This window comes from Oceanospirillum sediminis (assembly GCF_014164585.1).
GTDB classification, from domain to species: domain Bacteria; phylum Pseudomonadota; class Gammaproteobacteria; order Pseudomonadales; family Halomonadaceae; genus Oceanospirillum; species Oceanospirillum sediminis.
Map to the genome: position 1 here is coordinate 34323 of NZ_JACJFM010000014.1, position 26722 is coordinate 61044.

A 26722-nucleotide genomic window follows, 5' to 3' on the forward strand; every position below is an offset into this window, starting at 1 on the left:
CCGTTAACTGCAGCGTTCCAGAATCAGAGCAATACCCTGACCACCACCAATACACATAGTGACCAGCGCATAACGGCCCTGAATACGTTCCAGTTCGTAAATGGCCTTGAGGGTAATAATGGAACCTGTTGCTCCAACGGGATGGCCCAGAGCCACCGCCCCACCATTCGGATTCACCTTATCCGGGTTCAACTGCAATGACTCGGTTACAGCCATTGCCTGAGCGGCAAACGCCTCATTGGATTCAATCACATCCAGCTGATCGGCTGTCAGGCCCGCCTGAGCCAATGCATCAGTCACCGCAGGAATGGGTCCCAGTCCCATTACATCTGGTTTAACCCCGGCAAAGGCATAACTGACAAAACGCACTTTTGGCTTAAGCCCAGCTTGTTCTGCATACTGACGAGTGGTCAGCACCATAGCAGCCGCACCATCATTAATACCGGAGGCATTACCGGCGGTGACCAGCCCATCCCTTTTAAAAGCGGGTTTCAATCCGGACAAACTCTCTGCAGTCACCTCTGCACGCACATGCTCATCGGTATCAAATACCGACTCTTTTTTTCCTTTACGTACCGTCACAGGTACGATCTGATCGGTAAACATACCCTCTTTAATTGCCCGAGCCGCCTTCTGATGGCTGCTACCCGCAAACTCATCCAGTTGCTCACGGGTATAACCATATTGAGCAGCAATATTTTCTGCCGTTATACCCATATGACCGCTATCAAACGGATCACTCAGAATATCCAGCGTCATATCCAGCACTTCGCCATCACCCATACGCTGGCCAAAGCGCATATTGGGCAACAGATAAGCTCCACGACTCATGCTTTCGGCTCCTCCGGCCAGAGCAATCTGACTATCCCCTGCGGCAATCATCTGAGCGGCAGAAATTAGTGACTGTACCGACGAACCACACAGACGATTAATATTCATAGCAGCAGAGCTTTCTGGCAGACCGGCGTTAAGCGCAATATGCCGGGAAAGATAAACATCCTGCGGACAAGTGGTAATAATATGGCCGAACACCGCATGATCGATCTGTTCTGCAACGACACCAGAACGTTTAATGGCTTCTTTCGCCACCACAGTGCCCAACTCTGCCGGAGTGAAACCGGATAAACTACCGCCAAAACCACCAATGGCTGTTCGTGCACCATCCAGAATAACCACATCGGTCAGATCAACCGACTGTTTGCCTGAACCTGTTGCTGTCATAGCAATCCCCTTTTTTATTGTTGTACTGATTGTTTTTCAGCAGAGATGATTTATTTACCCAGTAAGGAACGGGCGATCACTTCTTTCATAATTTCAGATGTCCCGGCGTAAATGGTCTGGATACGGGCATCGACATAAAAACGAGAGATTGGATATTCTGTGGTATAACCATAGCCACCAAACAACTGCAGACACTCATCAATGGTTCGGCACTGCATTTCGCTTAGCATCAGCTTGAGAATGGCGGCATCTGTGGTGGTCATTTCGCCAACAGCATATTTCTGCATACATTGGTTAAAATAAGCCCGGCCAGTTTCCATCTGAGCCTTAACTTCGGCTAACTTAAAGCGGGTATTCTGGAAATCAGCGATACGCTGCTTAAAGGCTTTACGTTCCTGAACATAATCAAGCGTCAGCTGTAATGCTCCTTCCATTGCGCCCAGCGCCTGCGAAGCCACCCCTAAACGCTCTCTGGGCAATTCCTGCATCAGATAAACGAACCCCCGGTTTTCTTCGCCCAGCAAAGCATCATGGGGCACAATCAGGTCATCAAAGAAGAGTTCAGCGGTATCACTGGAATGCTGGCCGATTTTTTTAATCCCTTTACCCCGGCTGAAGCCCGGCAAACTGGCATCAACCAGAAACAATGAAATACCTTTCGCCCCGGCTGAGGTATCGGTTTTAGCACACACAATCACCATATCTGCCAGCATGCCGTTGGTGATAAAAATCTTAGAACCGTTAATTTTCCAGCCCTGATCGGTGCGCTCTGCAGTGGTTCTCATTGCCGCCAGGTCACTGCCCGCTCCGGGTTCTGTCATGGCGATAGCACCCAGCACCGAACCATCAATCATTTTTGGCAACCAGTACTCTTTCTGCTGAGTACTTGCGATATGCAACAGATAAGGCATAACAATATTGGCATGAATGTTATAACCGCCACACACACCACCAAAGCCACGGGCTGAAATCTCTTCTATCACCAACTGGCAGATCTCAAACCGGGCACCGGCACCGCCATACTCCTCTGGCATATCCACGCCCAGTAAACCTGCCTCGCCCAGTGTACGCCACAGAGCTTTAGGTACCTGGCCATCCTGCTCCCACTGCTCAAAATAAGGCGCTACCTCCTGATCCAGAATACGATGGATCATGGTCTTAAACAGCTGAAAATCTTCATCGGCATGGGTATTGGTTTCACTCACGACAAATCGCCTCATCTCGTTGTTATTCGTCTTTTTATTGCTTTTGTCAGATGTCGCTATTGACTATTAAGGTCATTAAAAAGCGAATTTAATCGGCTATAAATGATGATTCGGGTCTAAATAGTTGATCAAAAGGGCCATTTACTGCCCGGACTGGACATAAGGAGTGGGGCTGTAATAAGGTCACTGTGCAGAAAATGTCATGGCCAGACTCTGCCTGTCAGTGCAGAGAACAGGCAATCGGATCAGGGCATGCTCTGGAATACTGAATGCATAAAAACAAATATATCGCTTCGGAAAAGTAAGGAAAAACAATGAGCACTGGCTCAGGTTGTAGCGCAAAAGCCCATATCGCCAATCACTATATCCACGCCAGCATCGGCGGCGCCTTAAAACAGGGTTACTCGGCTGATGAACTGCTGGATGCCGCAGGTATTCCCCGGAAATGGCTGAACAAGCCTGAACACTGCATTACCGAACAACAACTGAGTCAGCTCATTAAAGCAGTATGGCGAAAAACCAGAGATGAATTTATGGGACTGGCCCATCGTCGTTGTAAAAATGGTGTATTTGCCCTGATGGCTGAAATGGCACAACAAGCAGACACCCTGGGCGGCATGCTGAAGCAGAGTGCACGGTTTTATAATGCAGTGTATGAAGGCATGGATATCGGTCCGGTGGACTTTGATCAGACCAACAAGCTATATCCCGCCTCCTCACAACTGTTCTATCGGTTACAACTTAACGATCAGAGCCAGGATCAGGATCACCTGCTGCAAGAGTTTCTGTTATTGATGTGGCAGAGATTCGCATGCTGGCTAACGGGTCAGCAAATCCCCTTTGCCAACACTCATTTTAATTACCCTGAACCGGAGCATGTCAGTGAATACCACGTTATGTTCACTGGAGAACTCTGCTTTAACCAAACGGTTTGCGGATTTTCACTACACCCCCGCTTTTTGCAGTTACCGATTATCCGAACCCATAGTGAACTCACGGGATTTCTGAAAGAATCTCCGGCTTATATCCTGCACCGACCGGATCAGGACGACAGGCTGCACACACGCATTCGTTGTATTCTGCAGCAATTTGATTTTGACCAGATGCCGGATCTGGAAACGATAAGTCAGCAACTGCACCTGACACCCCGCACACTCAGACGCAAACTGAAAGATGAAGGCTATACACTCAGAAGCATTAAAGAAGGCCTGAGAAAAGACTACGCCATAAAACTGCTGATAGCGGGACAACTGAATGTTGCAGAAATCAGTACCCGTACCGGATTTTCCGAAAGTGCAGCATTCTGTCGGGCTTTTAAACGCTGGACGGGACAATCGCCATCAGATTGGCGAAATGAATAACCAGATTACTTTTCAGAAGGTATTAAGAAATACGGAAAACAGGAATATTTCCGCTCGGTCCTTTGTGGGCAAAGACCAGAGCAGATAACTATTTATAACTCAGAAAAAATGCAACAGGAGAGTGAAATCAGGCCGATAACGTCAGTTCAGAAAACTTCTCTGATAAATTACTTTCCGGATATTCAGATTTAAGCCAGCTCATAATATCAATAGCTGACATCAGGCCAGTTGCCTTTTTCCATAATGGACGTTTATTACTCAGACTGACAGGATCAGAAGTAAAACAAACCCATTGAATATAACCATTTGTTTCGTGTTTTTTGACACTCAGGATATTACTAATATTAATAAGCATTTAAAATTCCTTTATGCCCTATCCCTTTCATATATTCAGATATCGAATTAATTTAATCAACCAGATGGGATCAGGCAATTCTGATAAAAAGATACGAAAAGAAGGGAGATGAGCACAGTGAGAATCTGTGCTCATAAAGGCAAATCAGATTACGACGATTTCTTCCGCCTGAGGGCCTTTTTTACCCTGTGTAATCTGAAATTCAACCTTATCGCCTTCTTTCAGCGTTTTGAAACCAGTAGCCACGATAGAGTTAAAGTGAGCGAATACATCAGGGCCACCCTGCTGCTCAATAAAACCAAAACCTTTCTCTTCGTTAAACCATTTCACTGTGCCAGTTGTTTTAGACATGTTTTTTTCCAAAAAAATAAATAAACCGCAAGAGCGGATTTCAGGCTAAGACTAACTGTAAAAAGATTATGAAATGACAGGACGAGACTTAGAAAGGACGTATCGTGAAGCAGGCATAATATTTTGGCTACAATCAAAGCCAGTACGCAAAGACTACAGAGAGTTTTTATAAAAAGCAAACAATAAAATTTATTTTTCGTTCTGATGTTTGCCCGATACAGACAATCAGAGATCAATACAGATAAAAACAAAACCGGATAGTCTATAAATCAGGCAAATTTATTTCTGCATTTACATCAGCAGCAGGCTTTTAAAACAAATACTTATACCCTCTAGAGTTTAATCTGGAGGAAAACTACTCCTCGCCATGTCTGCAAGCGTTGCCGGTCTCATACACCATATAAAAAATAACAGAATAAAAAGCCGGAAAGGGCAATAAATCCTCTCCAGCTTAGCGAGTAGTACAGGCAAGCAGGCCTGGCAATCATGGCTACAACCTGTTAATACTGATCATCCTTCCACATTTCTCTGGTAAAGCGCATTGCTTTATTACGTCCTGTATCTTTAGCCTGATACAGGGCAACATCAGCATATTTCAGGCCTTTCCATAAAGATTCATCATCACCCGGAAATTCACTGACCCCAATACTGATCGTCTTAGTAATACGCTCACCTGTATCCAGAGTAAACTGATGATCTTCAAATGTTTTACACATTTTCTCAGCAACAGAGAGCGCTTCTCCAGGCTCCACATCCACCAGCATAATGAAAAACTCTTCCCCGCCAAAGCGGAATATAAGATCAGAATCACGTACGCTCTTTTTCAGGATTTTTGATGTCTCCACCAGTATCAGATCACCCGCATCATGACCGTGAGTATCATTCACTTGTTTGAAATAATCCAGGTCACACATCAGCAAACCAATAGTTTTATTCCGGCGTAAAGCCCCTGAACAGATATTTGTAGCGGATTCCTGCAGGAAACGACGGTTATGCAGCCCTGTGAGAGGATCACATAAGGCGGACTCACGTAAAGTAGCCGTCAAGCGTTTAGATTCAATGACCGGTAAGGCTTCCTTAATGTACTGAGAAGCTTTATCTATCTGGTCAGCCACATGCTGACTGCTTTCGATATCCTCATCACCGTTAAAATTAAACTGCACAACGCCAATGGTACTGCCACCAATCGTCATAGGAATGCACACATGATGCGCATTACCATGATCAATAAACTGTTTACAGATTTTCGGGAAATCGTATGAACTGATGCCATGTCCGGTGCGTTTCGCCTTGCATAGATTACAGTTATCCAGAATCTCCTGATTACAACTCTGGTCATCCTCATTCAGCGTCAGAGGATAAACGGGCTTCATACGCTTATGGATATCATCCACTTCAAAAATCACTGGCGATTTCAGCTTAAGATCGTCCGTGAAAACATCATAAAGACGGGAATAAACATCCTCCATCACATCATCTTCCTCAATCACCTTACGGAAGGTGGTGAGATCACTGATGGATTCCATCAGTGCGTTAAACTCCGTAGACAGAGCACCAATTTCATCAATTGAGGTGATAGCGATACGCTTGCGAAGATCCACATCACCTTTGCCCTGGGCTACATCCTTCAGGCCATCAATAACTCTCTCAAGACGTTTAGTAAGAGAACTCCCTATCCACCAGGCCAGAGCCATCGTGAGTAAAGCAAAAAAGACACCACCGGCAATGGCCAGATTACGCAGATTAAGAATCTCTTTCTGCACATCATCCAGATAGATACCGCTGCCTACAATCCAGCCCCATGGTTTAAAACTCTTAACGTAAGACAGCTTCTCGACCGGAGCCTGTTCACCTGGCTTAGGCCACATATAACCAATAAACCCTGAGCCTGAAACATTAGTAACACTGACAAACTCTTTAAACAGCAAAGTCCCGTTGGGGTCAGCAAAATCACTCAGATCTGTGCCATTCAGTCTGGGAGCAGTAGGGTGCATAATCATGCGGGGATGAGTGTCATTAATCCAGAAATATTCCCTGCTGCTATAACGCAGTCCTTTGATCGCCTCTTTAGCGCGATCTTTCGCTTCTTCAGCGGATAACTCACGATTTTCCACTAATCTCTGGTAGTGAACCAGCACACCAAAAGCAACCTCAACTGCCTGGCGGGTAGCGTCTTTCTTTCCCGACATGATGCGAGATTCAATATGAGGTATAAATACTGCAAAAGTGACAGTAAGGATGATACATACCCCGATAAAAGAGGTAAGCAGTATTTTTGGCAGGATAGGCCAATTGCGCAGATATAGCGATTTCAGCATAACGTCCTCATATGATGAAATAGAATAATGCAAAAATCTGGTCCATCCGAACCGGATAAAGACTGTCATTATTTGGAAAAATAACCGCTAAAGCAATGGTGACATCATGTATCCTAGCCAAAGGTCGAATAGCTGTAACTCACTGTCATTTATATAGAAATACAGCAGTCCTGAACTGAATTACTGCGTGATACACATATAAAACAGTATATTTTCTTATTAAGATTCTTTTTTCTCACTGGATATAAAGCCTTCCCTGGGGTAACGGTTTCTTTCATCTCTGACTGTAAAGATGAGTCAGACGCTCCCGATAGATTGCTGATATTCCTGCAAAGTATCCGCTCCGGAGACTATCGCCTGTTTCAGTGACATTACATCATCCGCAAGGGCCTCTGTTTCACCAGCACTACAGTTATGTTCAATTCGCTTCGCGATAGCTGAAACCTGCAATAAGCCAAAGCTGGCACTGGTACTTTTTAATGCATGAGCCTGTCTGCCAACCAGCTCCGTTTCGTCATTAAGAAAGTGACAATATAACTGTTCTGACCGCTTTGTGATTTCATCCAGCACAATACCGATCATTTTAATGCAACGATCTGTTCCGATATCATTTTCCATCTGCTTCAGTACCGCGACAGAAAACACTTCATCCTCAATGGACTCTGCTACTAAATCCTGCGTGTTATCACCTAAAACGATCTGCCGGGCAGGTTGTTCTGCAGATTCTGGCGAGCCTTTTCTCTGAACTATCCTTTTCTGAACCGTCATTTGCTCTTGCTCTGCACTCTGTTGCGGAATATCAACGACATCATTCCCCTTTTTCTCAAGCCAACGCACCAATACTGACTGAAGCTCAGATAAGTGCGCCGGTTTTGCCAGAAAATCATTCATACCAATTTCAAAACAACGCTCTTTATCTGAGGTCACGACGTTTGCTGTCATTGCGACGATTGGAACTCCATCACCCTGTGGCATTTTTCGGATCTGCTCTGTCGCTTCGTAACCATTCATTTCCGGCATCTGAAGATCCATCAGAATCAGGTCAAACGGCCTGAGTTTCATCGCATCCAGTGCATCCAGGCCATTATTGGCAATTTCAACCTGCTGCCCCAGAGACTCCAGCATCCGGGTCGCAATCAGCTGATTGGTTACACTATCTTCAACCAGCAGAATCCGATATTGCTGACTTAAAGACGACGATTGCTCATGAACCGTGTCCGGTTCAAGCTCACTCACCAGAGTAGAGGTTTGTGGTAAGGTCAGATACACCGCAAAAGTACTGCCGTTATTCTTTTCACTGGCAAAAACAATATAGCCATTCATCATCTCAGCCAGTTTCTGACTGATAGCCAGCCCCAGCCCCGAACCGCCGAATTTTCTGGAATCGGTCTGATTCACCTGAGTAAATTCATTAAACAGCAGGGCCTGATCATCAATGGCAATCCCCATTCCGGTATCTTCGATCAGCACTCTGAGCTTTAACCGGGATGACACATCGGTATCCGATAGACGCGTAATACTCATACTGATCCCCCCCTGCTCAGTGAATTTAACGGCATTACTGAGCAGATTCAGCCAGATCTGACGTAAACGTCCCGCATCAGCAATGACACAGCGATCAATTGTCGGGTCAACCGTAATATTAAACAGCAACTGCTTTTCTTTCGTTTTAGAGGCAATAATCATAGCGGCTTCATCCGCCAGGTTTTGCAGACTTATCTCCGATTCTTCCAGCTCCATTTTACCGGCTTCTATTTTGGCAAAATCCAGAATTTCATTAATCAGCTGCATCAACGCATCACTACTGACAGACGCTGTCTTCATCAACTCAATTTGTCGCTCATTCAACGGGGTATTTTCCATCAGAGAAATAGAGCCCTGGATACCGTTCAAAGGCGTTCTGATCTCATGACTCATGGCGGCCAGGAACTGGGATTTTGCCACATTGGCCGCATCGGCTTGTTCCATAGCATGCTCGAGTTTTTCACGACTGCGGACTTTATCGGTAATATCGGTCACGACCAGGGTGTAATACAACTGGCCGTCGGCATCAAATGCCTGAATATTGTATTCGGTGTGGATGAGTCCTCCTTTCAGATCAGTCATGACCAGATAATGTAATCCGGTATTAATTTTTGATTGCTCTTCAAGTAACTCAATAGGGTTAAGGTTCACTCGTTTATCGACGCCTAACAGATCCAGTACACTGATTTCTGTACCCTGCGGTAATACTCTGTGACACAGATTAAACATGCTCAGGTTATAGCTCAGAGTATTACCTCGGGTATCCATCAGTAAAATCCCATCCAGACTGGCATCCATCAACGCGGCTTTTAATGAGTTCTGCTGCTCCACTTCTTTGCGAATGCGCTTCTCCAGAGACAGATTACGCAATGACAGGATGGTAAAGGTTTCTTCCTGCAAACCAATCTGAGAGCCTCTGATCTCAACCGGAATAAAGCAATCCATTGCATTGAGTACACAGACATCATCCAGATGAAATGGCTGCTGGCTCTGATACAGCGCTTCCAACCCTTTTCTGGCTTCCGACGGCAGCATATGCTGCACATCTATTTCACTGGCCTGATCAACTTCGAGTAAACGAATTGCAGCTGTATTAACGACGCAGACTTCTTTAGCGGAATTCAGTCCAAGGATCGCTTCATCGGTACTGTTCAGAATAAGCTCCAGCCTCCGATCCTTTTTAAGCAGATCTTTGTACAGTTTTTCCTGCTCTGTTACGGTCAGCGCCAATCGCTTCGACATATGGTTAAAGGCTCTGGCAGTTGGCTCCAGCTCTGCCAGATGCTGGCTGTCACCAATCTCATAACCCAGTTTGCCTTTTTCTATCGCATCAACCGCGTGGTTGAGTTCGGCTATTCCTCTGCCATAATTACGAAATAACCCCGCGCCAACCAGAGCCACCGCTACCAGCAATCCCAAAGTGGTGTACAGATAGCCCTGATCGCTGGATTTAAGGGATTTAACGGTTGGTTTAAGATTCAGAGCGATATCCAGCCAGTATGCCTTATCTCCAAGATATAGCTGATTTGTCACACAATAATAAGGTTTGCTAAGATCCAGATAAGCATCTTCTTTAAACGGGCTATTAAAATAACTGGCACGGGACTCCAGCAAAACATGGTGGGCTTGCCTCTCATTGATCGAGCGTATACGGACATAAGCCAGATCATTAACCCCCTGAGTGAGATGAGTCAGCGCCATGTTCAGCCGTATCATCGGCTGGGTCAGCTCCCCCATCTGACTATGGGACTTCAGCAGGCTATCCAGAAACAAAAAATGATTCTGATAGTGGTCCTGGATTTTCTCCATAGCAGCCTCTGTCAACGCCCGGTTCTGCAGATAATACAAAGTCCCACCGATAGCGCCTTCTATCAGTAGTAAACTCAGAATCAGACGCAAACGAAACCCCATATCTATCTCCTTAATCATATGGTTCAGATGTTTTATGATACTGAATTATAGCCCTTTAATGTTCAGTTCTATTCAGCATCATGCTGCTGAATAAGCACCTGCACCAAAAAAGAAAGGGTATTCTAATAATAAAGTTAAACCCTGAAAAAGTATCTGCTCTGTTTAATTTCGCTAAACAAAACCACCAGACAAACACACTGTTTTTATCTATTATCAGACAGAGCTTTACTTATTATTCAAACGGTTAAGCACCCGAACAAAAGTTTCTGTGTAAGAAACTGCCATCGTTGTAACGACAGACAGGCGCAATACTTTTGCTCAGGTATACACACTTGCAATATTTTCAGAGGTATTCAATGACTATCCAGATCGGTAAAAAAATTCCTGATATCGAATTAAAAGTGATGGGAAAAAACGGTCCAGAGTCTGTCACTACGGCTGAGCTGACCGCAGGCAAAAAAGTAGTCCTATTTGCCGTTCCGGGTGCTTTCACTCCCGGTTGCTCTATGACACATCTGCCAGGTTTTGTGGTGAACGCAGATAAGATTAAAGCCAAAGGCGTTGATAGCATCATCTGTCTGTCCGTTAACGACGCTTTTGTGATGGACGCCTGGGGAAAAGATCAGAATGCTGAAGAGATCATTATGCTGGCAGATGGCATTGCGGAGTTCACGAAAGCCGTTGGCCTGGAAAAAGACCTGACCGGCGTTCAGTTTGGTGTACGCTCCCAGCGCTATGCCATGATTATTGAAGATGGCACCGTGCAAACTCTGAATATCGACGAAAAAGGCGTTGATAAGAGTAGTGCTGACACCATACTGTCTTTGCTGTAATCTGTCTCAGCAGTGATAAACACTCGCTTTAAACCATCAACATTATCCGGCTCCATCCAATAGGAGCCGGATAGTCTCTGACTGAACTCCAGAAACTGTCCGCTGAAACCGGCTAGCTCAAGGCTATGCTTAATATCGCTGCCACAGCGAATATGCAGAGTATCCGGCTGGTCAAGAGCAATCTGCTCTGCCCCATTGTCAGAGCGATCTTTTGTCAGGCGGGCAATTACGGACAGATGATCAATATGTTTTTTCATCTCAGGCCAGCTATCAAAACCATTTTCTCTGGCAATAACCAGCTGGCAATGGGCCAACTGAATATCCCCGGCAGAATGACTCAGTAACGGCAAAGATCTGGGATGCTGCCTGAAACGCTCAATTCCTTCCGGCTCAACATTGTGTATCTGCTTTAACAGCTCTTTCGCACGCTTTTTCTGCTGCTCAAGATTAATTCAGAGAGATTACTGCTAAGTTAAAAAGTGACAACAAACAGAAAATTATCTCCCGTAGATATTGAGCAGGATATCGGCCAGCTGATTCACTCTGGTCAGCATAGGCAGGTGCCCGCTATCAATCTCATAAGAATTTTTCAGATCCAGAGTCGCAGCAATTTTTTTCTGAGACTCAAAAGAGATAATTTTGTCCTCTTTCGCGTAGACATAATACTTATCGATCTGATTAAACCGATCTTCATTCAGCTTTACTTTACTGGCCCCTACCGAACCCGGCTCATTCACCGCCACTTCAAGCAAGGCTTTTTTCTGCGAAGCCGTGGCATCCTGAGCAAAAGTGGCGACAAAATTATCTTGATCAGAAATTTCCAGCAGATCTGAAGATTCATTATATTTCACACCGGAGTAGTAATATTCATCATCCTTCTCAGATAACAGAGAAAAAACTTTGGTTTTGTTTAAAGGCGCCACTGCCGTGATATAAACAATATCGGTGATGGTTTCTCCCGGACACAGTCCCAGCGACGCATTTACAATAGCGCCTCCCTGACTGTGCGCCACCAGCATTTTATCGCCTGAAATCTTAGCCATAAACTGACATAAAGATGCGGCAGAAATATCCAGAGAGACTGCAGAAGGTTTTAGCTGATCATTGCGACCGGGCAGTTCAACAGCATGACTGCTGATCTGTCCATCCAGTCGGTTCTGTAATGCAGCCCAGGATTGCGCGGTAAAATGTGCCCCATGAACAAAGATAACTTCAGGTGCAGGCTGAGCGGCTATAGACGTTCCAGTCATAGCAAAAGATAGCGTCATACCGGATAACAGTGTTTTAAAACGAGTGCTCATATTCATCCTCACGGAAAAGATTAAGCTGACAAAAAAGATACCTGCGACTCAATTCGTCTCTGGTATCGAACTGCATACAGCATCGGTTTTCCGCTGGATTTGAAGCAACGCAAATAAGTTAAAAAGGTGTCATATCGCAGATCAACTCAGATAAAAACGATATCAAATTTTATCAAATCACTTTAAAATCAGTATGTTGCTAGGAGTGTAAACCTTTCATAAAACAGGGTTTATTGAGCAACTTTTTTGCAAACACCGATTGGTGAATGACTGAACTATGTTGCGATTTAATCAGTTTTGCTTCGATCCGGACGTTAACCGGCTCACGCACCAGAATGAAGAGATATACCTGCGTCAGAAACTGATTCAGTTACTCCGTTATCTGCTGGCTCATCGTGATAGAGCAGTCAGCAAAGAAGAGTTGTTACGAGAGATCTGGCAGCATGGCGAGTACCGGGAACGTTCACTGGCACAAAGCATACTGGAATTAAGAAAAGCACTGGGAGACTCCGCTTCCGCTCCCCGCTATATCCGCACAATACCTCAGCAGGGCTATCAATGGATCTGCCCGGTTCAGACAGACTCTGATGATATCTCCGCGACAAAGAGCAATGAGCAGAATGTAACAGCCTTCTCCTCGGAGACAACGTCCTTATCCTCAGAGACCGTAGCACAAAAAGACGCCCCTTCAGTCCGTCCCGGATACAGATACACCACAGTTATCGCAACCGGTGTGATGCTGCTGCTATCCCTGCTGCTGGTCATGCACTATTCACCAGGTCTGATCGGTTCATCAGAATCACAGACTCAGAAACAGGAATCTCCAGCCACCCGGAAAGTACTGATACTACCCTTTAAAAACAGCACACATACCACATCAATGCAGTGGGTTGAGTATGGGCTGAGTGACATGCTGGCAAGCGATCTGATGAGCATCCCGTCACTTCAGATCTATACCCCGGCCCAGAGTGCACGTCTGCTGGCCAGCCAACCATCACTGCAGGATGATGATCTGTACAACGCTGATGGTGCAGTTTTAAAGCAGATATTGTCTGCACATCAGGTCAACAGCCTTATAGTGGCCCGGATTCGTCTGGAGAAACACACTCAGTTGCTGGATTACAGAATTGTCAGCCAATCTCTTGCAGAACAAACCGGCTCACTGAGCCACAATGATTTAGCCGTCTCGATGCCGGACATCGCACGCCACCTCTATCAGCAGCTTATTCCTGATCCAGCCCCGGCCAAACTGCCAGAATATCACTATAAACCCAGTGCCATGCACGACTATGCTCGAGGTGTGCAGGCATTACAGCTGACTGGTCCGGCTCTGGCTCAACACTATTTTGCCGCATCGACGCAGATTGATCCGAATCACCTCTGGTCTGAAGCTTATCTGGCCGTATGTATGATTCTGTTAGGAGAGTATGATCGTGCAGAACAGACACTCACCGGACTGAATAACAGGATTGAAGATCCGGCTCTGAAAGATTTTGTTAAATTATGGCTGAGCCAGCTCTGGCTCCGTTCAGGAGAAATAATAAAAGCTGAGCAACTAAGGCAACAGATACAACAGCAGTTGCAACGACTTAATAACTATCGTACCTCTGCTCTATCACAAGACCTGGTCAATTCTTTCTGGTATGAGAACAACCTGTTGCCAGAGCTAATGGATTTCAGCACTGATGCAGCCGGACAGCATGCTGTATCTGAAGAATCTTTACGCCATCTTAGCGTACTCGGGCAAACACCCGCGTTGATGATAGGTTTTCTGATTATGGGCTCGGACAACAACCGGCCCATTGAGGCACGGATACACTACCTGACCCAGTCACTGGAATACGCTAAAAAACTCCAGCAACCCTATGAACAAGCGTTGATTCGTTTCCTGAGAGCCAGGTTAACCGCAGAGCAGGTCAGCTATAACGATAGCCTTCCAGAAACAGTTAAACAGGATCTGAAAACCGCTCTGGCATTAGCAGAACAGTTAAAAGCCGGGCAGCTGCAGCTGGAAATTCAGCACTTTCAGGCAACTGTCTTACAGACACCAATCACAAATGCGCCAGAGAACGGGGTAAACTGACGCCACGTTATTACATTCCGCTCAGGAGCGCATCAAATCATACTGACGCATTTTTCTGTATAGTGTCGCACGACTGATACCCAGACTTCTGGCTGAAGCAGATATATTTCCTTCATGATGCATCAGAGCCTGGCGTATGACCCCCTCTTCTCCGGCTTTAAGATCTGACTGATGGTAACGGCTTGCCCTCTCATACTCTTTTTCAGCTGCTTTGGAGGATAAACCTGTAGTCTGTGTGATATCAGCATACTGTACTACGGCCGTTTCTGAGGAAGACTTATCTGTGCCAGCGGTTCGCGAACTCAGTTCATCCAGGAAATCATCACTCAAATGCTCTGTCGTAATAGTACTTTCATCCGGCTCCATAAAAGCAATCGCTACACGCAGGGTCGTTTCAAGCTGACGGATATTTCCAGGCCAGGGATAAATCAGTAACTGATGAAGTAATTCAGGGTCCAGCGAAATATCCTGACCATCCGGAGTTAACTGTCTCAGGAAGCCACGGATAAAGGATGCTTTGTCAGCCCGATTTCGAAATGCAGGTAAACGTATACAGACACCATTAAGGCGATAATACAGATCCTCCCGGAACAGCCCTTCAGCAACCCGTTGCTTCAGATCCCGATGAGATGCACAAATTACTGCAATATCTAATGCGATTTCCTGACCAGCGCCTAATGGCGCAATCGTTCTCTCTTGAAGTACTCTTAACAAGCGTGCCTGTAACGCTAATGGCATATCACCGATTTCATCCAGAAACAGAGTACCGCCATTGGCTTGTTGCAAACGGCCTGTCATACCGCCTTTTCGAGACCCGGTAAACGCCCCTTCCTGATAACCAAATAGCTCCGACTCAATCAGGCCTTCAGGAATTGCCGCACAATTGACAGCAACAAAGGGCTGATGACGTCTTCGGCTATCATTACGCAAAGCCCGCGCAATCACTTCTTTTCCTGTACCGGTTTCTCCCTGAATCAGGACTGGCAGTTCATGTGCCAGCGCCCTGCTCCCCATCCTTACGCCTTTAATCAGTGATGGTTCCTGACCTGCAAACTCCGATAACTCGGGAAGTGCCTTATTTGGTGAGTGGAGTTCATCACTCTGTTTATGACCAGCGTCTGCCTTTCGATGCTTTGTTTCACGGGCAGGTCTGTTTTCAGGCAGAATTAACGGCTGATTATCAGGGAAGTGCAACAGCTCACAACAGAAATCCCCCGACAGTCCTCTGAGCACACCGCGACCTTTACGTCGAATATCATTCAGCAGTTGTTCTGGCCGGATGCCAAAAATCCGTTCCAGAGACCGGCCTGTCAGTTCTTTCCGGTTGCGTTGTAACAACTGACACAACTGATCATTAGCGGCACGGATAATACCATCCAGATCCAGTGCGATCATACCCTGCCAAGAGGAACGCAGATATTCAGGTCGTGAATGGACGCTCAGAATAACCTGTTGCCGGAACCGACTGCTGAACATCCGATTCTCAATCGCCCTGACGCCTTGTCGCACCAGACTGAGATTAGGGGGGAGTTTTTGATTATCCACCAGTGAAGTCAGATCCAGTACCCCGATTACTTCGCCTTCCGCATTAGTGACCGGAGCCGAACAGCAGGACAGATAGCCCACACTATCCAGAAAGTGCTCGTTACCATTAATCATCACGGCAGAGCGATCAATAACCGCTGTGCCTAACGCATTGGTGCCTCTGATCTCTTCACACCAGCTGGCCCCTTCGGCCAGGGCATAACGGGTCTGACTATCCAGATGCCTTTTATCACCAGTTACAGACAAAATAGTCGCATCCGCATCGGCCAGCATCACTAACCCACCGACGGATGAAAAATACTCAGCCAGCTGTTTTATCTCTGGATGAGCAGCCTCAATCAGGGGCCGGTGCTGCTCTTTAAGATCATTCAGACTGGATTGGGACAGGTTCTCAGGTTCAAGAGGCGATGCACAGCTTAACCCGGCGTCCACACTTCGCTGCCATGAATGCGCAATTTCTGAACGTAAAAATTGTCGGGAGACCTGACCGTCACGAAGTAAGTGTTGTCTGGCCAGATCGATAGAGCGATCCGAATTATCAGCAATAGGGTTCATGACAGATGAATTCCTCAAACCGGATGTTACAAAAAATGTCCTTTAGCAGCCTGCAAGCATAGAAGCCGTCAGACATCGACCGATGCCAACGCAGTTCAACTCAGATCGGATAGTCAGAATATTCAGGAAAACCTGTCATAGATGTTGCCGATTATTCTGCGACACTTTTTATTTTTGTAACGCTGTTATTTTTATTTTCAGACCGGACCGATATTTATGAATATGAGTCATCGGCAGGTCATTAAGGATTACCTGACCTGACTTGATATTTCAACCATCAGGGTAAAAATTAGTTATCAGGTATTACATGTTTTCACGCACAGAGGCGGTTGCCGGAGAAGCGGTTTTGTCGGGATGCCGGGGTAAAAAAGCTCCGGGCGCAGGCTGAGTGAACACCCGGAGTAAGACAGAGAACAAGAAAGCTCAAAAGCCAGGGAGTGGTAACATAAAACCAGTACCGGAGCATAAATCTTCTGAATAGCCGAAAACAGCTGTATCAGGCATATTACTCCGGTTCTGTTAACTCAGATCCGGTTCAGGTATCAGTTATGGATAAATACCTGAGCCGTTGTGGTCGACATATCACCTCCTGGCAGAGTGATGGTATCCAGACGCTCCAGAGTATCGGCATCAAATACAGCAACATGATTGAAGGTACCAGCCAGATAAAGCTTACTGCCATCATTGTTCACGGTCAGACAGTAGTAAGAGTGATCCAGCTCAGCGGCTTTAATCAGTTTCTGTTGCTCAATATCGTATTTTGCCAGCCGATTCAGCACACCGTACATGATGTTAGAATCCTTCGGCGAGCGGGTTCCGGTGAAATAGATCTCGGTAATTGGCCCGAAATCTTTTGTTTCCGTCTGGCCGGTTTCCAGGTTGATGTTGAAGTAACCATATAACCAGTCCGCTGTGTTCAGATCTTCTGATCCTTCCTGAAAACGTGCTGTCGTGTACAAAATGGTGAAATCCTGTGTCGGCGTCTGTACCGCCCAGACATTCAGTACATCCGGTTGTACATAGCGTGGACGTTTCCAGTTCCGGCTGGGCACTGCCACACTGTACTCACCGGTATTAACATCCATTTTGTAGATATCGGCACCGGCCATATACAGGCCACCATCTTTACCTGTCTGCATAGCCGTTACCAGGCGTGGAGACGGCAGAGTACGAATCGGTTTGGCGTTCAGACCGGATGACGTATCGTATACCGCCAGCCGGGTTGGCTGAACCCGATAGTGATCCCTTTCCAGCAGAGTCGGATTCTGCACCGCATACAACTCTTTACCATCATAACTGAGCGTAAAGGCATACAGCGTTTTAGTCCGTTCCTTCGGCTGTTGCGCCATGCGGGCATGGAAGGTAACTTCGCAGTTATCCAGATTAACGCCATAAATATCTTCATAGCCATTATTCAGGATATAAGCGGTTTTCTTATCCGGCGCCATCTGCAGCGCTCCGGGGCCGAAACGATCCGGCATCTGACAGGTTTTATAAACACTGTCATTTTTCAGATCCAGTACATTCAGCTGGTTCGGATAATTCGCTACCACCATATACTCATGGCCGGATTCCAGCGTTTTATCTTTATTGACCGATGCCAGACCGTTAATCGCCATAGCATGACCGGAATAGCCCGTGATTCCCATGACCAGTAAAGCCAGGGTCGTTTTAACATTCAGGCGAGAATACTTTTTATTATGCATTGTGATCTCCTTTCTCTGCCTTAATTACTCTTTATCTGCCGGAAAAACAGAACCCAGGTTACGCCAGTTCTCACCTGAATTGGTCGCTTTCTCATTCCAGTTCGGATAAGTGTTCATCATGTCCGGCACCTGAGCTGGCCACCAACACGGATCAGCACACCCGTAAAGATCAGACTCCATCGGCTGACACAAGGATGTCACTGAACCAAAGGCATCAATCTCCCAGCCCGGATCGGTTGTTGCGGTACATCCCGCCAGAGACTGCATGGCAACGACTTCTTCAATCTGGTCCTCATCGGCAACTTTACTCAGCAAGCGGGCCTTATTATTAACAGGTTTAAGATGTTTCATGGTTAAGCCCTCCGAGGCGAAATATAGTCGTCAATAAATGCCGGATTTTCGGCCATGATCTGACTGTAAACACGGATACCGAAATCCACCCAGTCCCGCATCAGTTCACAGTAATGCCAGGTGGGTTGAGCAGGGTCTTCATAACGGGCATAGCTTTCGTGGTAACAACCTCCGGAACAGAGATTGCGAATAGAACAGCTGGCACAGCCCTTATCTGAACGATCCAGTCGCTGTTCAAGAAATGCAGACAATGCGGGTTTGTCCGGTCCCTGATGCACATCACCAAAGGTATTCAGATCTGAGCCGGTAAAACGATGACAAAGATTCAGTTCACCTTTGTGATCAACCGCCAGCATGGCGACTCCGGCACCGCATGGCAGGGCTTTTTTATTACCTTCATGCAGATCGGTAATCAGCTGGTGCATATTGGAAAAGCCGATATTTCTGTGTTGCAATGCTTCTGTCAGATAATACTCACCCAGTCGTTTCATACCGGCAAAAACATCGGCCAGCTCCTGCTGAGTCAGGTTAAACGAAGCAATATCCCCGGATGTCACCGGGGCAAACCCCACTTCAGCAAACCCCATATCCTGAAACAGATGCTGCCAGATGCGTTCGATATCAGTAATGCCGCGGGTCAATGTGACACGGGCACCAATAGGGCGCTGCGAATAACGTTCCAGCAACATACGGGCTTTACGACTCACCACATCGTAGGTCCCCTGCCCTCCGACCGTGATCCGGTTCTTATCATGAATCGCTTTCGGGCCATCCATGCTGACTGACAGACCAAAACGGTGAACCGCCAGCCAATCAACAATCTCCTCTGTTAATAAAGTGGCATTGGTGGTCATGGTAAAATCCACCGGTTTGCCAAACTGTGCGAAACGGCGTTCCGCATAGTTCACCACATCCACAATCAGGCCAAAGTTAGACAAGGGCTCTCCACCAAAGAACACCAGGTTATAGCGTGCTTCATCCGGTGACTCCTGTAGTAACATTTCGATAGACTGCTTCGCTGTTTCCAGCGACATCTTTCGCCCGGCAGATGGTTTATCCAGATCTTCTTTATAGCAATAGCTGCAACTGAGGTTGCAACCGGTGTTCACGTTCAGCACCAGAGTGTTCAATGGAAATTCATTGATCTGGCTAACCGCAATTTCGCGGGTTAATGCTTTTGAACCATCACTGATCAGCTCCAGTGACAGCATTTCACGAATCACTTCCTGTACCTGATGTTCAGGAAATGTCTCTGCCAGCCGGGTAACCAGCATAGTTGCGGTTAAATCCGGTGTCTGGCGTAGTTCATGGATCAGACGTTCGGTCAGGTCATCCAGTTCAAACAGACTGCTGGTAGGGATATGAAACAGCAGGGATTTACTGTCCACATCCACCAGATGCAGGTTCTGTTCAACCAGTCTGAGTTGAGCACCCATAAGCTGACTCCTCTGTTCTGTTTTCGGGCTCACGGGTAACAGCACTGTCAGATACTCTGAGAGAATCAGGTGCGCCGTGAGATTGTTCAGATATTCAGATTTAAATCAGCCTATGGCAGCGGTGGGTTATTCCAGCGCTGAACGGTGACAATTAACTGGCCATCACCCGTCAGTTTTTGCCCTCCGTCTTTAACACTGGCAACCACTTTCAGGTTACCCGCATTATTCGTGGACATACGACGTTCAGGATTAGGCCCGGCAGATGCGGTAGTAAACATGCCTGTGCTGGCGTTCATGCGGCCAGTAAAGTGGACATCATTATCTGCTTTCGCCTGCGCATCAAATGGCTCAACATGCCATTTAGCCGGGACATAACCAATGCGCAGATCATCCGCGGTACCGGGTTTACCATCAGCACCACTGGCCCAGGCTTCGGCCTGGAAATGAGCATTATATTTCGGCGTTGAACCGCCATTACCACCCACACGGGCCACCGAATATTCAGGAACCACTTTGACAGAGCTGATGCGGTCATAAACGGTCAACGATGCACCACCGGCCTGGCCTACAGTCACCTGACGAGCACCAGGTTCAGAGTCTTTAGCGGCGCGGACCTGAAGAACCAGCTTGTTGGCATCCCGGAGTACCACTTTCTCAACCGACACCCCTTCGCCCAGAGAAACATCTGTGCCCAGATTATTCCCCACCAGAGTAATGGTCTGACGCGTACCGGCTTTAATATAAGCAGGCTGAACCGCGATCAGATCAGGCTGGCTTTGCTGGCGAACCGCAGAGAAATCCATACCCATTTCATCATGCACAGCGGCAAACATTCTGCCAGTCAGCTGATCTCCCTCTTTGGAAGCCGCAAACACCTGGCGCATTTTGATTTTTTCCTGCCCCACACCTTCAAAGGTCAGGTTGGCACGCCACTCGTAACCGGTGTAAACAATGGCGCTGCCCTTACCTTTCAAAGGTGATCCATCGGCATACTGGCCAGTAATTCTGACCTGATACTCATCATTTCCGGCAGAAGTAATCTGCATCTGGCCATGAACATCGCCTTTACCCGGCATCTGTCCGGCAAAACTCCAGCTACCGCCCAGTTCAGGTTTATCAGTTTGTTGCCATTGCTGCCAGCTCTGGGATTTCAACGGATAATCCTTCGCCAGTGCAGGCACCATATTATTCAGAGCCAGCTCAAACCATTCTCTGTCACGGGATAAGGCCTGATACTCAAGAGACGGCCATTGCCCCAGATGGAAATGCACCAGATGTTCCCATTCACCAGCAGGACGACGCTGCAAAGCCACACGGGCACCCGAGTGACAACGGGCGCACATCTCAGCAAATTCCGCTGAATCAAAACTCTCCATGGTATTCAGACGACGTTCCATGGCATAACGGCTGCCCGCTGTTTCTTCAGGAGCCAGCCCCTGTTTATCAGACAGATATTTAACCAGAGTACGGCGATCTTCATTACTGATCTGTAATCCATGCATAATCTGCATCCGGGCAATCGTCATCAGCCAGCCTTCAGGGGTTTTACGCTGGTGACTGATACGACTGAATTGCGCGGGTTCTGCCTGCTGTTCGCTATGGCAGGCCAGACAGTTAGAGCGAATAATGCTCTCTGCTTTTTCGGTCAGTGCATCGGAAGCACTGTTAGCGACACCTGCCCATGTCATACCACAAGCAGCAATGCCAGCTGCAAGAGGCGTTTTCCTGAGCAGAAGGTTCAGGCGAGATAACTTCGGAAATTTCATCAAGGCCAGACTCCTTTTATTGTTTATTTTGTCCACGAGCGAAGACTCGTTGTGTTCTAACCCACAGAACTCATGAGCATGGCCTGTGCCACAATGGTAATTTCTATATATTTCAGACAGATGAGTAAAAAACGATACTGACACTGGCGTTTCAGCACTGTTTTATTCCGCGACACTTTGCACCTGCCCTGTTCAAAAATGTGACACTTGTTCCAATAAGCGATACAGATAGCATCGGCTTATTAGCAACGCGGACCAGACGCTTATCAACGCGGAACCAGGTGCTTATCTATGCAGTGGCTATAAATCGAAGATTACCGTTCTCTTAAGACTGTTTCACTGAACACATCAACTGATCCATTTCTGAACACCTGTCTCATAGTGAAACACTGAACACTGACACCCAATGGCAGCAACAAAAATTAAAATTTCAAACAATATCAAATAGTTAAAACCAATTATTCTGACTGGCACAAGCCTTGCGCCTATACGGACAGCATCAGATAACACAGGCCCGTGAATAAAAGCCGCTCTCTGATGAAGACGTAACAATGGACAACCAAAAACAATAACAAGGTGACAACATGAATAGTCAACATTCCCAGAGCCACTTCTCCGCATCACCTGAAGCCATGGCTTTCATTCAGAAAGAACATCGTTTTCTGATTGGAGATCAATGGTTACCTGCTAGTGATGGCGAAACACTGACCGTCTATAATCCTGCTAACGGTGAACAGATCACCCAGGTACCCGCCGGTAAAAAAGAAGATATGGACCGTGCGGTTGCCATGGCCAGACAGACATTTGACGACTCCGACTGGAGCCGGGTTAAACCCGTGGATCGTCAAAAACGGCTGTGGGATTTCGCCGATCTGATTGAAAAAAACGCAAGGCTGCTGGCGGAAATTGAGTCTATAGATAATGGCAAAAGTGTCGTTATCGCAGAGCATGTAGACATTCGTCTTGCCGTCGATTTTCTGCGCTATATGGCAGGTTTTGCTACAAAAATTGAAGGACGCAGCGTTGATGTCTCTGTCCCTTTTATGCCTGATGCTCAGTTCCACGGCTATACCCGCAGAGAAGCTGTCGGCGTGGTCGGTGCGATTGTTGCCTGGAACTTCCCTCTGCTACTGGCATGCTGGAAATTAGGTCCGGCACTGGCCACCGGCTGTACAGTAGTACTGAAGCCTGCAGAAGAAACCCCACTCACCGCTCTTAAACTGGCTGAACTGGCTCTGGAAGCAGGATATCCGCCAGGTGTCGTTAATGTCGTCACCGGCATAGGCCATGAAGCCGGTGCAGCCCTCTCCCAGCACCCTGACGTGGATAAACTGACGTTTACCGGTTCAACAGAGGTCGGCAAGCTGATCGGTAAGGCAGCAATGAATTCAATGACACGCGTCACGCTGGAATTGGGCGGTAAATCACCGACGATTGTTCTGCCAGATGCCGATCTTGAAACCGCCGTTCAGGGAGCCGCAAACGCCATCTTCTTTAACCATGGCCAGGTATGCTGTGCCGGATCTCGTTTGTATGTCCACAAAAAGCATTTTGAAAATGTCGTCGCAGATATTTCCTCTATTGCCGAGAATATGACACTGGGCTCCGGCCTGAACCCTGATGCCCACATGGGTCCACTGGTTTCTGCCAGACAACAGGAAAGAGTATGCGGCTATATTGAACAGGGCCTGCAAAGTGGAGCCACCATCACAACCGGACAATATAAAGCCGATGGTCCGGGGTTCTTTGTTAAACCCACAGTAATGACCAATGTCAATCATAATGACAGCGTGGTAAAAGAAGAGATTTTTGGTCCTGTGCTGGTGGCGATGCCATTTGATGATATCGACGAAGCGGTGCGCATTGCTAACGACAGCCAGTACGGATTGGGAGCCAGCATCTGGTCTAATAATCTGTCTGAAGTGCATCGTATGATTCCCAGAATCAAATCAGGCTCTGTCTGGGTAAACTGCCATACAGCACTTGATCCGGCTCTGCCCTTCGGAGGTTTCAAGCAATCTGGCCTGGGACGGGAAATGGGATCAGATGTGATTGAGCATTATACAGAAGTGAAATCAGTGCTGATGAGTATCTGATCTGTTTGAATCTTCTATTCAGAGCCGTACAAAGGCAGTGGATTAAAGTCCATTGCCTTTACGAACGTGCCAGTTCGGGTCCCTTCTATATGTCAGTGTATTATCCGGTAGCCCGGCTATGTTCGGGATCGCTCTCCATCTTTCAACTCAAACACCTGCTCCAGAGTTTGCGCGGTCAGGATATTATCTGTCCACCGCTCAAGCTGCTCAGCAGAGCCAGAATGCACTCTGGCCACGGCCTCCCTTAGCGATATTCGAAAACGGCGACAGAGCTGGCAGTGGGAGACGGCGCAATGGGCTTCTGGTCTGCTCTGGAAGAAGCCTGACCCTTAACCCGTCAGCAACGGTGCTGGAGTCATAAGACAGCGAATATCCTGAACGCAGTACACCTGAACACCAGATTTGACTATAACTCGTCAGAGTTTCAAACTCGCTTATCTTTTAACCTATTGATTATGAGAATAATTCCTATAAAAAATACAATAAACTAGGAATTCTGTCTTTTCCTGCTAAAAGTACTCGCCAAGACAGGATCCTCCTATTACCATGCACGCCAAACCCATTTAAAGAAGTAATATTTTATGTCTCTTCCTCCTTGCCCGAAATGCAACTCTGAATACGTTTATCAGGATCAGGAACTGCTAATATGTCCGGAATGTGCGCATGAATGGAACCCGTCGGAGTCTGCTGAAGAAGATAAGCTGGATATCAGAGATGCTAATGGCAGCCAACTGAATGAAGGCGATAAGGTCACTCTGATTAAAGATCTGAAAGTAAAAGGCAGTTCTCAGGTGTTGAAGATTGGCACCAAAGCACTGATCAAAAGAATGGTTGAAGGTAAAGATCACCAACTGGACTGTAAAGTGGACGGTGCAGGCGATATGATGGTCACCGCACAGTTTGTCAAAAAAGCTTAAGCCCAGAGTAGAATCTGATTGAGTGAAACAGGTAAGAAAGTGTTGCTGGCGAATCATTGATAGTTTGCGATCAGAGTAGCACAGCCCACTTTCTTACTTAGCCCCTATTGTTCAGATTTCTGAATGCTCTGACAACCGCGCTATTAATTATGAACGATGGCCTGCCGATTAAAGCTATTTCCGAATCAGCCATCATCTGCCAGAAATGACACGGCCTGATCTTTTTCTTCCATGATGAAGCTGCACAACTTTGTATGCGGTAGCAGCTTATCTTCCAGCTCAACCACTCTATGCAGCCATTGTTTATCAGTAATCACAACCACTTTATGAATATCAGATATTCCCTGCCTGATCAGAAATTTAATTTTTTCCAGCATCGCCTCAAATTCGACACCGCCCAGGCTTTCAACTTCCTGGTAGAGATATACTTCGCCAAACTGATCAATTCTGCCTGCGATAGTCTTAAGTACATCGTGCATTTCACCCTGACTGATTTTCCCTGAGATCCGGTAAGCCACAGCCTTCTCTACTCCGATATCCAGATATTCAATCATGTCATCTTCCTCCTGAAACCTTAACTCAGATAGTCAGTACCTTCTTCATTACAGCCATTGTTTCTTTAAAATACGGATTCCAGCTGAGACGTGCGTGTATTTTCCCTTTTTCCTGATAACCCCAGCCAGAGTACCAGACTTCTTCTCCCTGACGGCAAAGCTGTTCCTGTGCTTCTTGCTGACCATTACTGCACATTCTGAAGCGGCCATTAATACCATAGTGAGCATTGCCTGGTTTATAAAGCATACTCATATGAGATCCGGCGCTGATTCTCTGTTCCGGTAAACGCATAGAAAACTGATTAAGACCATCTACTGCAGGCTGATATTCACCAAACCAGGCAAGCTGTTTCCCCGAATGGCTGAAACTGTTCTGATATAACTCAAGAGCGGTCAGTGTATCAATCACACTATCGCCTTCACTGATCGCCATAAACACCGGAATATCCAGTGTCTTTTCTGATAGTCGATCCCGAACCAGACTGGATGTTTCGTAATAAACCGCAGCGCCATTCATTGGCAGAGAATCATACTTAGCAATATTTTCTTCCGGATCTTCATCCGCCCAATCAACAAAAAGGCTTATCACAGGTGCAAAACGCACCAAATTATTATCTGGTTTGAATGCCGGAGAGAACAATAACAGACCATCCACATTGGTATTCTCGCTGGCTTCTATCGTGACCAGGTTGGCACCTGTGGAATACCCTCCTAACCAGAGTTCATCGTACTTACTGGCTAGCAGTTCGGTATGATGTTTTACGATGCCTGTCCAGTCTTCCAGTGTGGGCAACATCAGATCAGCAGCCTTACTGCCATGCCCGGGTAACAGTAGTGTTCGCACCAAAAAGCCTTGCTGTACCAACTGTTCAGCAATATCAATAAAAGAATAAGGGGAATCACTCAGACCATGAACCAGTAAAACCGCTTTGCCATTGGGTTGTTCAGGAATCCGCTCAAATGGCATATTAATCGAAATTTCCATTTCAGGATCATTACTCAGAAAGTTCCGATTCTCTCTCAGCCATTGTTCATTATCTGCAATATACTGTTGAAAATCTGCCTGCATGTATTCAGGTAAACTGGCCGATGGCTGTTTCTCAGATTGTACCTGTTTTTGGCTACAGGCCATCATCAGCGCAGTAGAAGCCAGAATAAAGGAGAGCTTTTTCTTAGAGATTGCAGTGGTACTCATAACATAATCCGAGACAGATCATGCCACTTCCTCTTAACCCGACAGAATTGAAAGGTTGTAGCATGATTGAAATAAAGGTAGCAAGCCAAATAGCAACGCACGATAAGTGTATGACAACTGTAAGCTCAGATATGTCAA

General features: G+C 46.7%; 20 protein-coding genes. 5 read left to right on the forward strand and 15 right to left on the reverse strand.

Features of this window, described 5'->3' with window-relative positions:
• Positions 1–3: 3 nt before the first annotated feature.
• Positions 4–1221: a beta-ketothiolase BktB gene (gene bktB / locus H4O21_RS12110; protein WP_182809131.1), complete on the reverse strand. Its 1218-nt coding sequence runs from the start codon at positions 1219–1221 to the stop codon at positions 4–6.
• A 50-nt stretch (positions 1222–1271) separates the two neighbouring features.
• Entirely contained in the window at positions 1272–2426 is a 1155-nt protein-coding gene (locus H4O21_RS12115; RefSeq protein ID WP_368737549.1) for an acyl-CoA dehydrogenase family protein, read from the reverse strand.
• Between the two features lie 314 nt (positions 2427–2740).
• Here H4O21_RS12115 and H4O21_RS12120 point away from each other — a divergent pair, with 314 nt between their 5' ends.
• Positions 2741–3787: an AraC family transcriptional regulator gene (locus tag H4O21_RS12120; RefSeq protein WP_182809133.1), complete on the forward strand. Its 1047-nt coding sequence runs from the start codon at positions 2741–2743 to the stop codon at positions 3785–3787.
• 127 nt (positions 3788–3914) lie between these two features.
• On the opposite strand, the gene H4O21_RS12125 is transcribed toward H4O21_RS12120, so the two are convergent.
• The 4 genes from H4O21_RS12125 to H4O21_RS12140 form a co-directional block, all read right to left on the reverse strand.
• Positions 3915–4142 carry a hypothetical protein gene (locus H4O21_RS12125; protein ID WP_182809134.1) on the reverse strand — a complete coding sequence of 76 codons (228 nt, stop codon included), beginning with the start codon at positions 4140–4142 and terminating at the stop codon, positions 3915–3917.
• A gap of 144 nt (positions 4143–4286) precedes the next feature.
• On the reverse strand, positions 4287–4493 hold the full coding sequence (locus H4O21_RS12130; RefSeq protein ID WP_182809135.1) for a cold-shock protein: 207 nt from the start codon (positions 4491–4493) through the stop codon (positions 4287–4289).
• A gap of 500 nt (positions 4494–4993) precedes the next feature.
• Complete coding sequence (locus tag H4O21_RS12135; RefSeq protein ID WP_220495638.1) at positions 4994–6811, reverse strand: diguanylate cyclase; 1818 nt, start codon at positions 6809–6811, stop codon at positions 4994–4996.
• 297 nt (positions 6812–7108) lie between these two features.
• Positions 7109–10246 (reverse strand): response regulator, encoded by a 3138-nt coding sequence (locus tag H4O21_RS12140; RefSeq protein ID WP_182809137.1) that lies wholly within the window; start codon positions 10244–10246, stop codon positions 7109–7111.
• A gap of 356 nt (positions 10247–10602) precedes the next feature.
• Here H4O21_RS12140 and H4O21_RS12145 point away from each other — a divergent pair, with 356 nt between their 5' ends.
• Positions 10603–11079 (forward strand): peroxiredoxin, encoded by a 477-nt coding sequence (locus tag H4O21_RS12145; RefSeq protein WP_182809138.1) that lies wholly within the window; start codon positions 10603–10605, stop codon positions 11077–11079.
• Here the strand turns inward: H4O21_RS12145 and H4O21_RS12150 are convergent.
• The gene (locus H4O21_RS12150) at positions 10980–11429 is read right to left on the reverse strand and encodes a hypothetical protein (protein ID WP_182809139.1); all 450 of its coding nucleotides are present in this window, start codon (positions 11427–11429) and stop codon (positions 10980–10982) included. The genes H4O21_RS12145 and H4O21_RS12150 overlap by 100 nt on opposite strands.
• 147 nt (positions 11430–11576) lie before the next feature.
• A complete protein-coding gene (locus H4O21_RS12155; protein ID WP_182809140.1) occupies positions 11577–12380 on the reverse strand; it encodes an alpha/beta fold hydrolase in 804 nt (267 codons plus the stop codon).
• Between the two features lie 277 nt (positions 12381–12657).
• On the opposite strand from H4O21_RS12155, the gene H4O21_RS12160 reads away from it, so the two are divergent.
• A complete protein-coding gene (locus H4O21_RS12160) occupies positions 12658–14463 on the forward strand; it encodes a winged helix-turn-helix domain-containing protein (RefSeq protein WP_182809141.1) in 1806 nt (601 codons plus the stop codon).
• A gap of 21 nt (positions 14464–14484) precedes the next feature.
• Here H4O21_RS12160 and H4O21_RS12165 read toward each other — a convergent pair whose 3' ends face one another.
• The 5 genes from H4O21_RS12165 to peaA all read right to left on the reverse strand — a co-directional run bounded on the left by H4O21_RS12165 (position 14485) and on the right by peaA (position 21822).
• Positions 14485–16563, reverse strand: coding sequence for a sigma-54-dependent Fis family transcriptional regulator (locus H4O21_RS12165; RefSeq protein WP_182809142.1), 2079 nt, complete (start codon positions 16561–16563; stop codon positions 14485–14487).
• Positions 16564–17105: 542 nt separating this feature from the next.
• A complete protein-coding gene (peaD, locus tag H4O21_RS12170; RefSeq protein WP_255487285.1) occupies positions 17106–18269 on the reverse strand; it encodes a quinohemoprotein amine dehydrogenase subunit beta in 1164 nt (387 codons plus the stop codon).
• 24 nt (positions 18270–18293) lie between these two features.
• The gene (gene qhpC, locus H4O21_RS12175; RefSeq protein ID WP_182809143.1) at positions 18294–18620 is read right to left on the reverse strand and encodes a quinohemoprotein amine dehydrogenase subunit gamma; all 327 of its coding nucleotides are present in this window, start codon (positions 18618–18620) and stop codon (positions 18294–18296) included.
• A gap of 2 nt (positions 18621–18622) precedes the next feature.
• Complete coding sequence (gene peaB / locus H4O21_RS12180) at positions 18623–20056, reverse strand: quinohemoprotein amine dehydrogenase maturation protein (RefSeq protein WP_182809144.1); 1434 nt, start codon at positions 20054–20056, stop codon at positions 18623–18625.
• A 110-nt stretch (positions 20057–20166) separates the two neighbouring features.
• Complete coding sequence (gene peaA, locus H4O21_RS12185; RefSeq protein ID WP_255487286.1) at positions 20167–21822, reverse strand: quinohemoprotein amine dehydrogenase subunit alpha; 1656 nt, start codon at positions 21820–21822, stop codon at positions 20167–20169.
• 584 nt (positions 21823–22406) lie between these two features.
• Here peaA and H4O21_RS12190 point away from each other — a divergent pair.
• Together H4O21_RS12190 and H4O21_RS12200 are read left to right on the forward strand one after the other, a co-directional pair.
• The gene (locus tag H4O21_RS12190) at positions 22407–23918 is read left to right on the forward strand and encodes an aldehyde dehydrogenase family protein (protein WP_182809145.1); all 1512 of its coding nucleotides are present in this window, start codon (positions 22407–22409) and stop codon (positions 23916–23918) included.
• 581 nt (positions 23919–24499) lie between these two features.
• On the forward strand, positions 24500–24835 hold the full coding sequence (locus H4O21_RS12200) for a zinc ribbon domain-containing protein YjdM (protein WP_182809146.1): 336 nt from the start codon (positions 24500–24502) through the stop codon (positions 24833–24835).
• 185 nt (positions 24836–25020) lie between these two features.
• On the opposite strand, the gene H4O21_RS12205 is transcribed toward H4O21_RS12200, so the two are convergent.
• A complete protein-coding gene (locus tag H4O21_RS12205; RefSeq protein WP_182809147.1) occupies positions 25021–25389 on the reverse strand; it encodes a SpoIIAA family protein in 369 nt (122 codons plus the stop codon).
• 25 nt (positions 25390–25414) lie between these two features.
• Entirely contained in the window at positions 25415–26584 is a 1170-nt protein-coding gene (locus tag H4O21_RS12210) for an alpha/beta hydrolase (protein WP_220495639.1), read from the reverse strand.
• Positions 26585–26722 lie beyond the last annotated feature (138 nt).

What these genes read in the sequence shown, in the direction of transcription:
- bktB (WP_182809131.1), bottom strand. Translation starts at nt 1,221, where the DNA reads ATGACAGCAACAGGTTCAGGCAAACAGTCGGTTGATCTGACCGATGTG.
- H4O21_RS12120 (WP_182809133.1), top strand. Translation starts at nt 2,741, where the DNA reads ATGAGCACTGGCTCAGGTTGTAGCGCAAAAGCCCATATCGCCAATCAC.
- H4O21_RS12125 (WP_182809134.1), bottom strand. Translation starts at nt 4,142, where the DNA reads ATGCTTATTAATATTAGTAATATCCTGAGTGTCAAAAAACACGAAACA.
- H4O21_RS12130 (WP_182809135.1), bottom strand. Translation starts at nt 4,493, where the DNA reads ATGTCTAAAACAACTGGCACAGTGAAATGGTTTAACGAAGAGAAAGGT.
- H4O21_RS12135 (WP_220495638.1), bottom strand. Translation starts at nt 6,811, where the DNA reads ATGCTGAAATCGCTATATCTGCGCAATTGGCCTATCCTGCCAAAAATA.
- H4O21_RS12140 (WP_182809137.1), bottom strand. Translation starts at nt 10,246, where the DNA reads ATGGGGTTTCGTTTGCGTCTGATTCTGAGTTTACTACTGATAGAAGGC.
- H4O21_RS12145 (WP_182809138.1), top strand. Translation starts at nt 10,603, where the DNA reads ATGACTATCCAGATCGGTAAAAAAATTCCTGATATCGAATTAAAAGTG.
- H4O21_RS12155 (WP_182809140.1), bottom strand. Translation starts at nt 12,380, where the DNA reads ATGAGCACTCGTTTTAAAACACTGTTATCCGGTATGACGCTATCTTTT.
- H4O21_RS12160 (WP_182809141.1), top strand. Translation starts at nt 12,658, where the DNA reads ATGTTGCGATTTAATCAGTTTTGCTTCGATCCGGACGTTAACCGGCTC.
- H4O21_RS12165 (WP_182809142.1), bottom strand. Translation starts at nt 16,563, where the DNA reads ATGAACCCTATTGCTGATAATTCGGATCGCTCTATCGATCTGGCCAGA.
- peaD (WP_255487285.1), bottom strand. Translation starts at nt 18,269, where the DNA reads ATGCATAATAAAAAGTATTCTCGCCTGAATGTTAAAACGACCCTGGCT.
- qhpC (WP_182809143.1), bottom strand. Translation starts at nt 18,620, where the DNA reads ATGAAACATCTTAAACCTGTTAATAATAAGGCCCGCTTGCTGAGTAAA.
- peaB (WP_182809144.1), bottom strand. Translation starts at nt 20,056, where the DNA reads ATGGGTGCTCAACTCAGACTGGTTGAACAGAACCTGCATCTGGTGGAT.
- peaA (WP_255487286.1), bottom strand. Translation starts at nt 21,822, where the DNA reads ATGAAATTTCCGAAGTTATCTCGCCTGAACCTTCTGCTCAGGAAAACG.
- H4O21_RS12190 (WP_182809145.1), top strand. Translation starts at nt 22,407, where the DNA reads ATGAATAGTCAACATTCCCAGAGCCACTTCTCCGCATCACCTGAAGCC.
- H4O21_RS12200 (WP_182809146.1), top strand. Translation starts at nt 24,500, where the DNA reads ATGTCTCTTCCTCCTTGCCCGAAATGCAACTCTGAATACGTTTATCAG.
- H4O21_RS12205 (WP_182809147.1), bottom strand. Translation starts at nt 25,389, where the DNA reads ATGATTGAATATCTGGATATCGGAGTAGAGAAGGCTGTGGCTTACCGG.
- H4O21_RS12210 (WP_220495639.1), bottom strand. Translation starts at nt 26,584, where the DNA reads ATGAGTACCACTGCAATCTCTAAGAAAAAGCTCTCCTTTATTCTGGCT.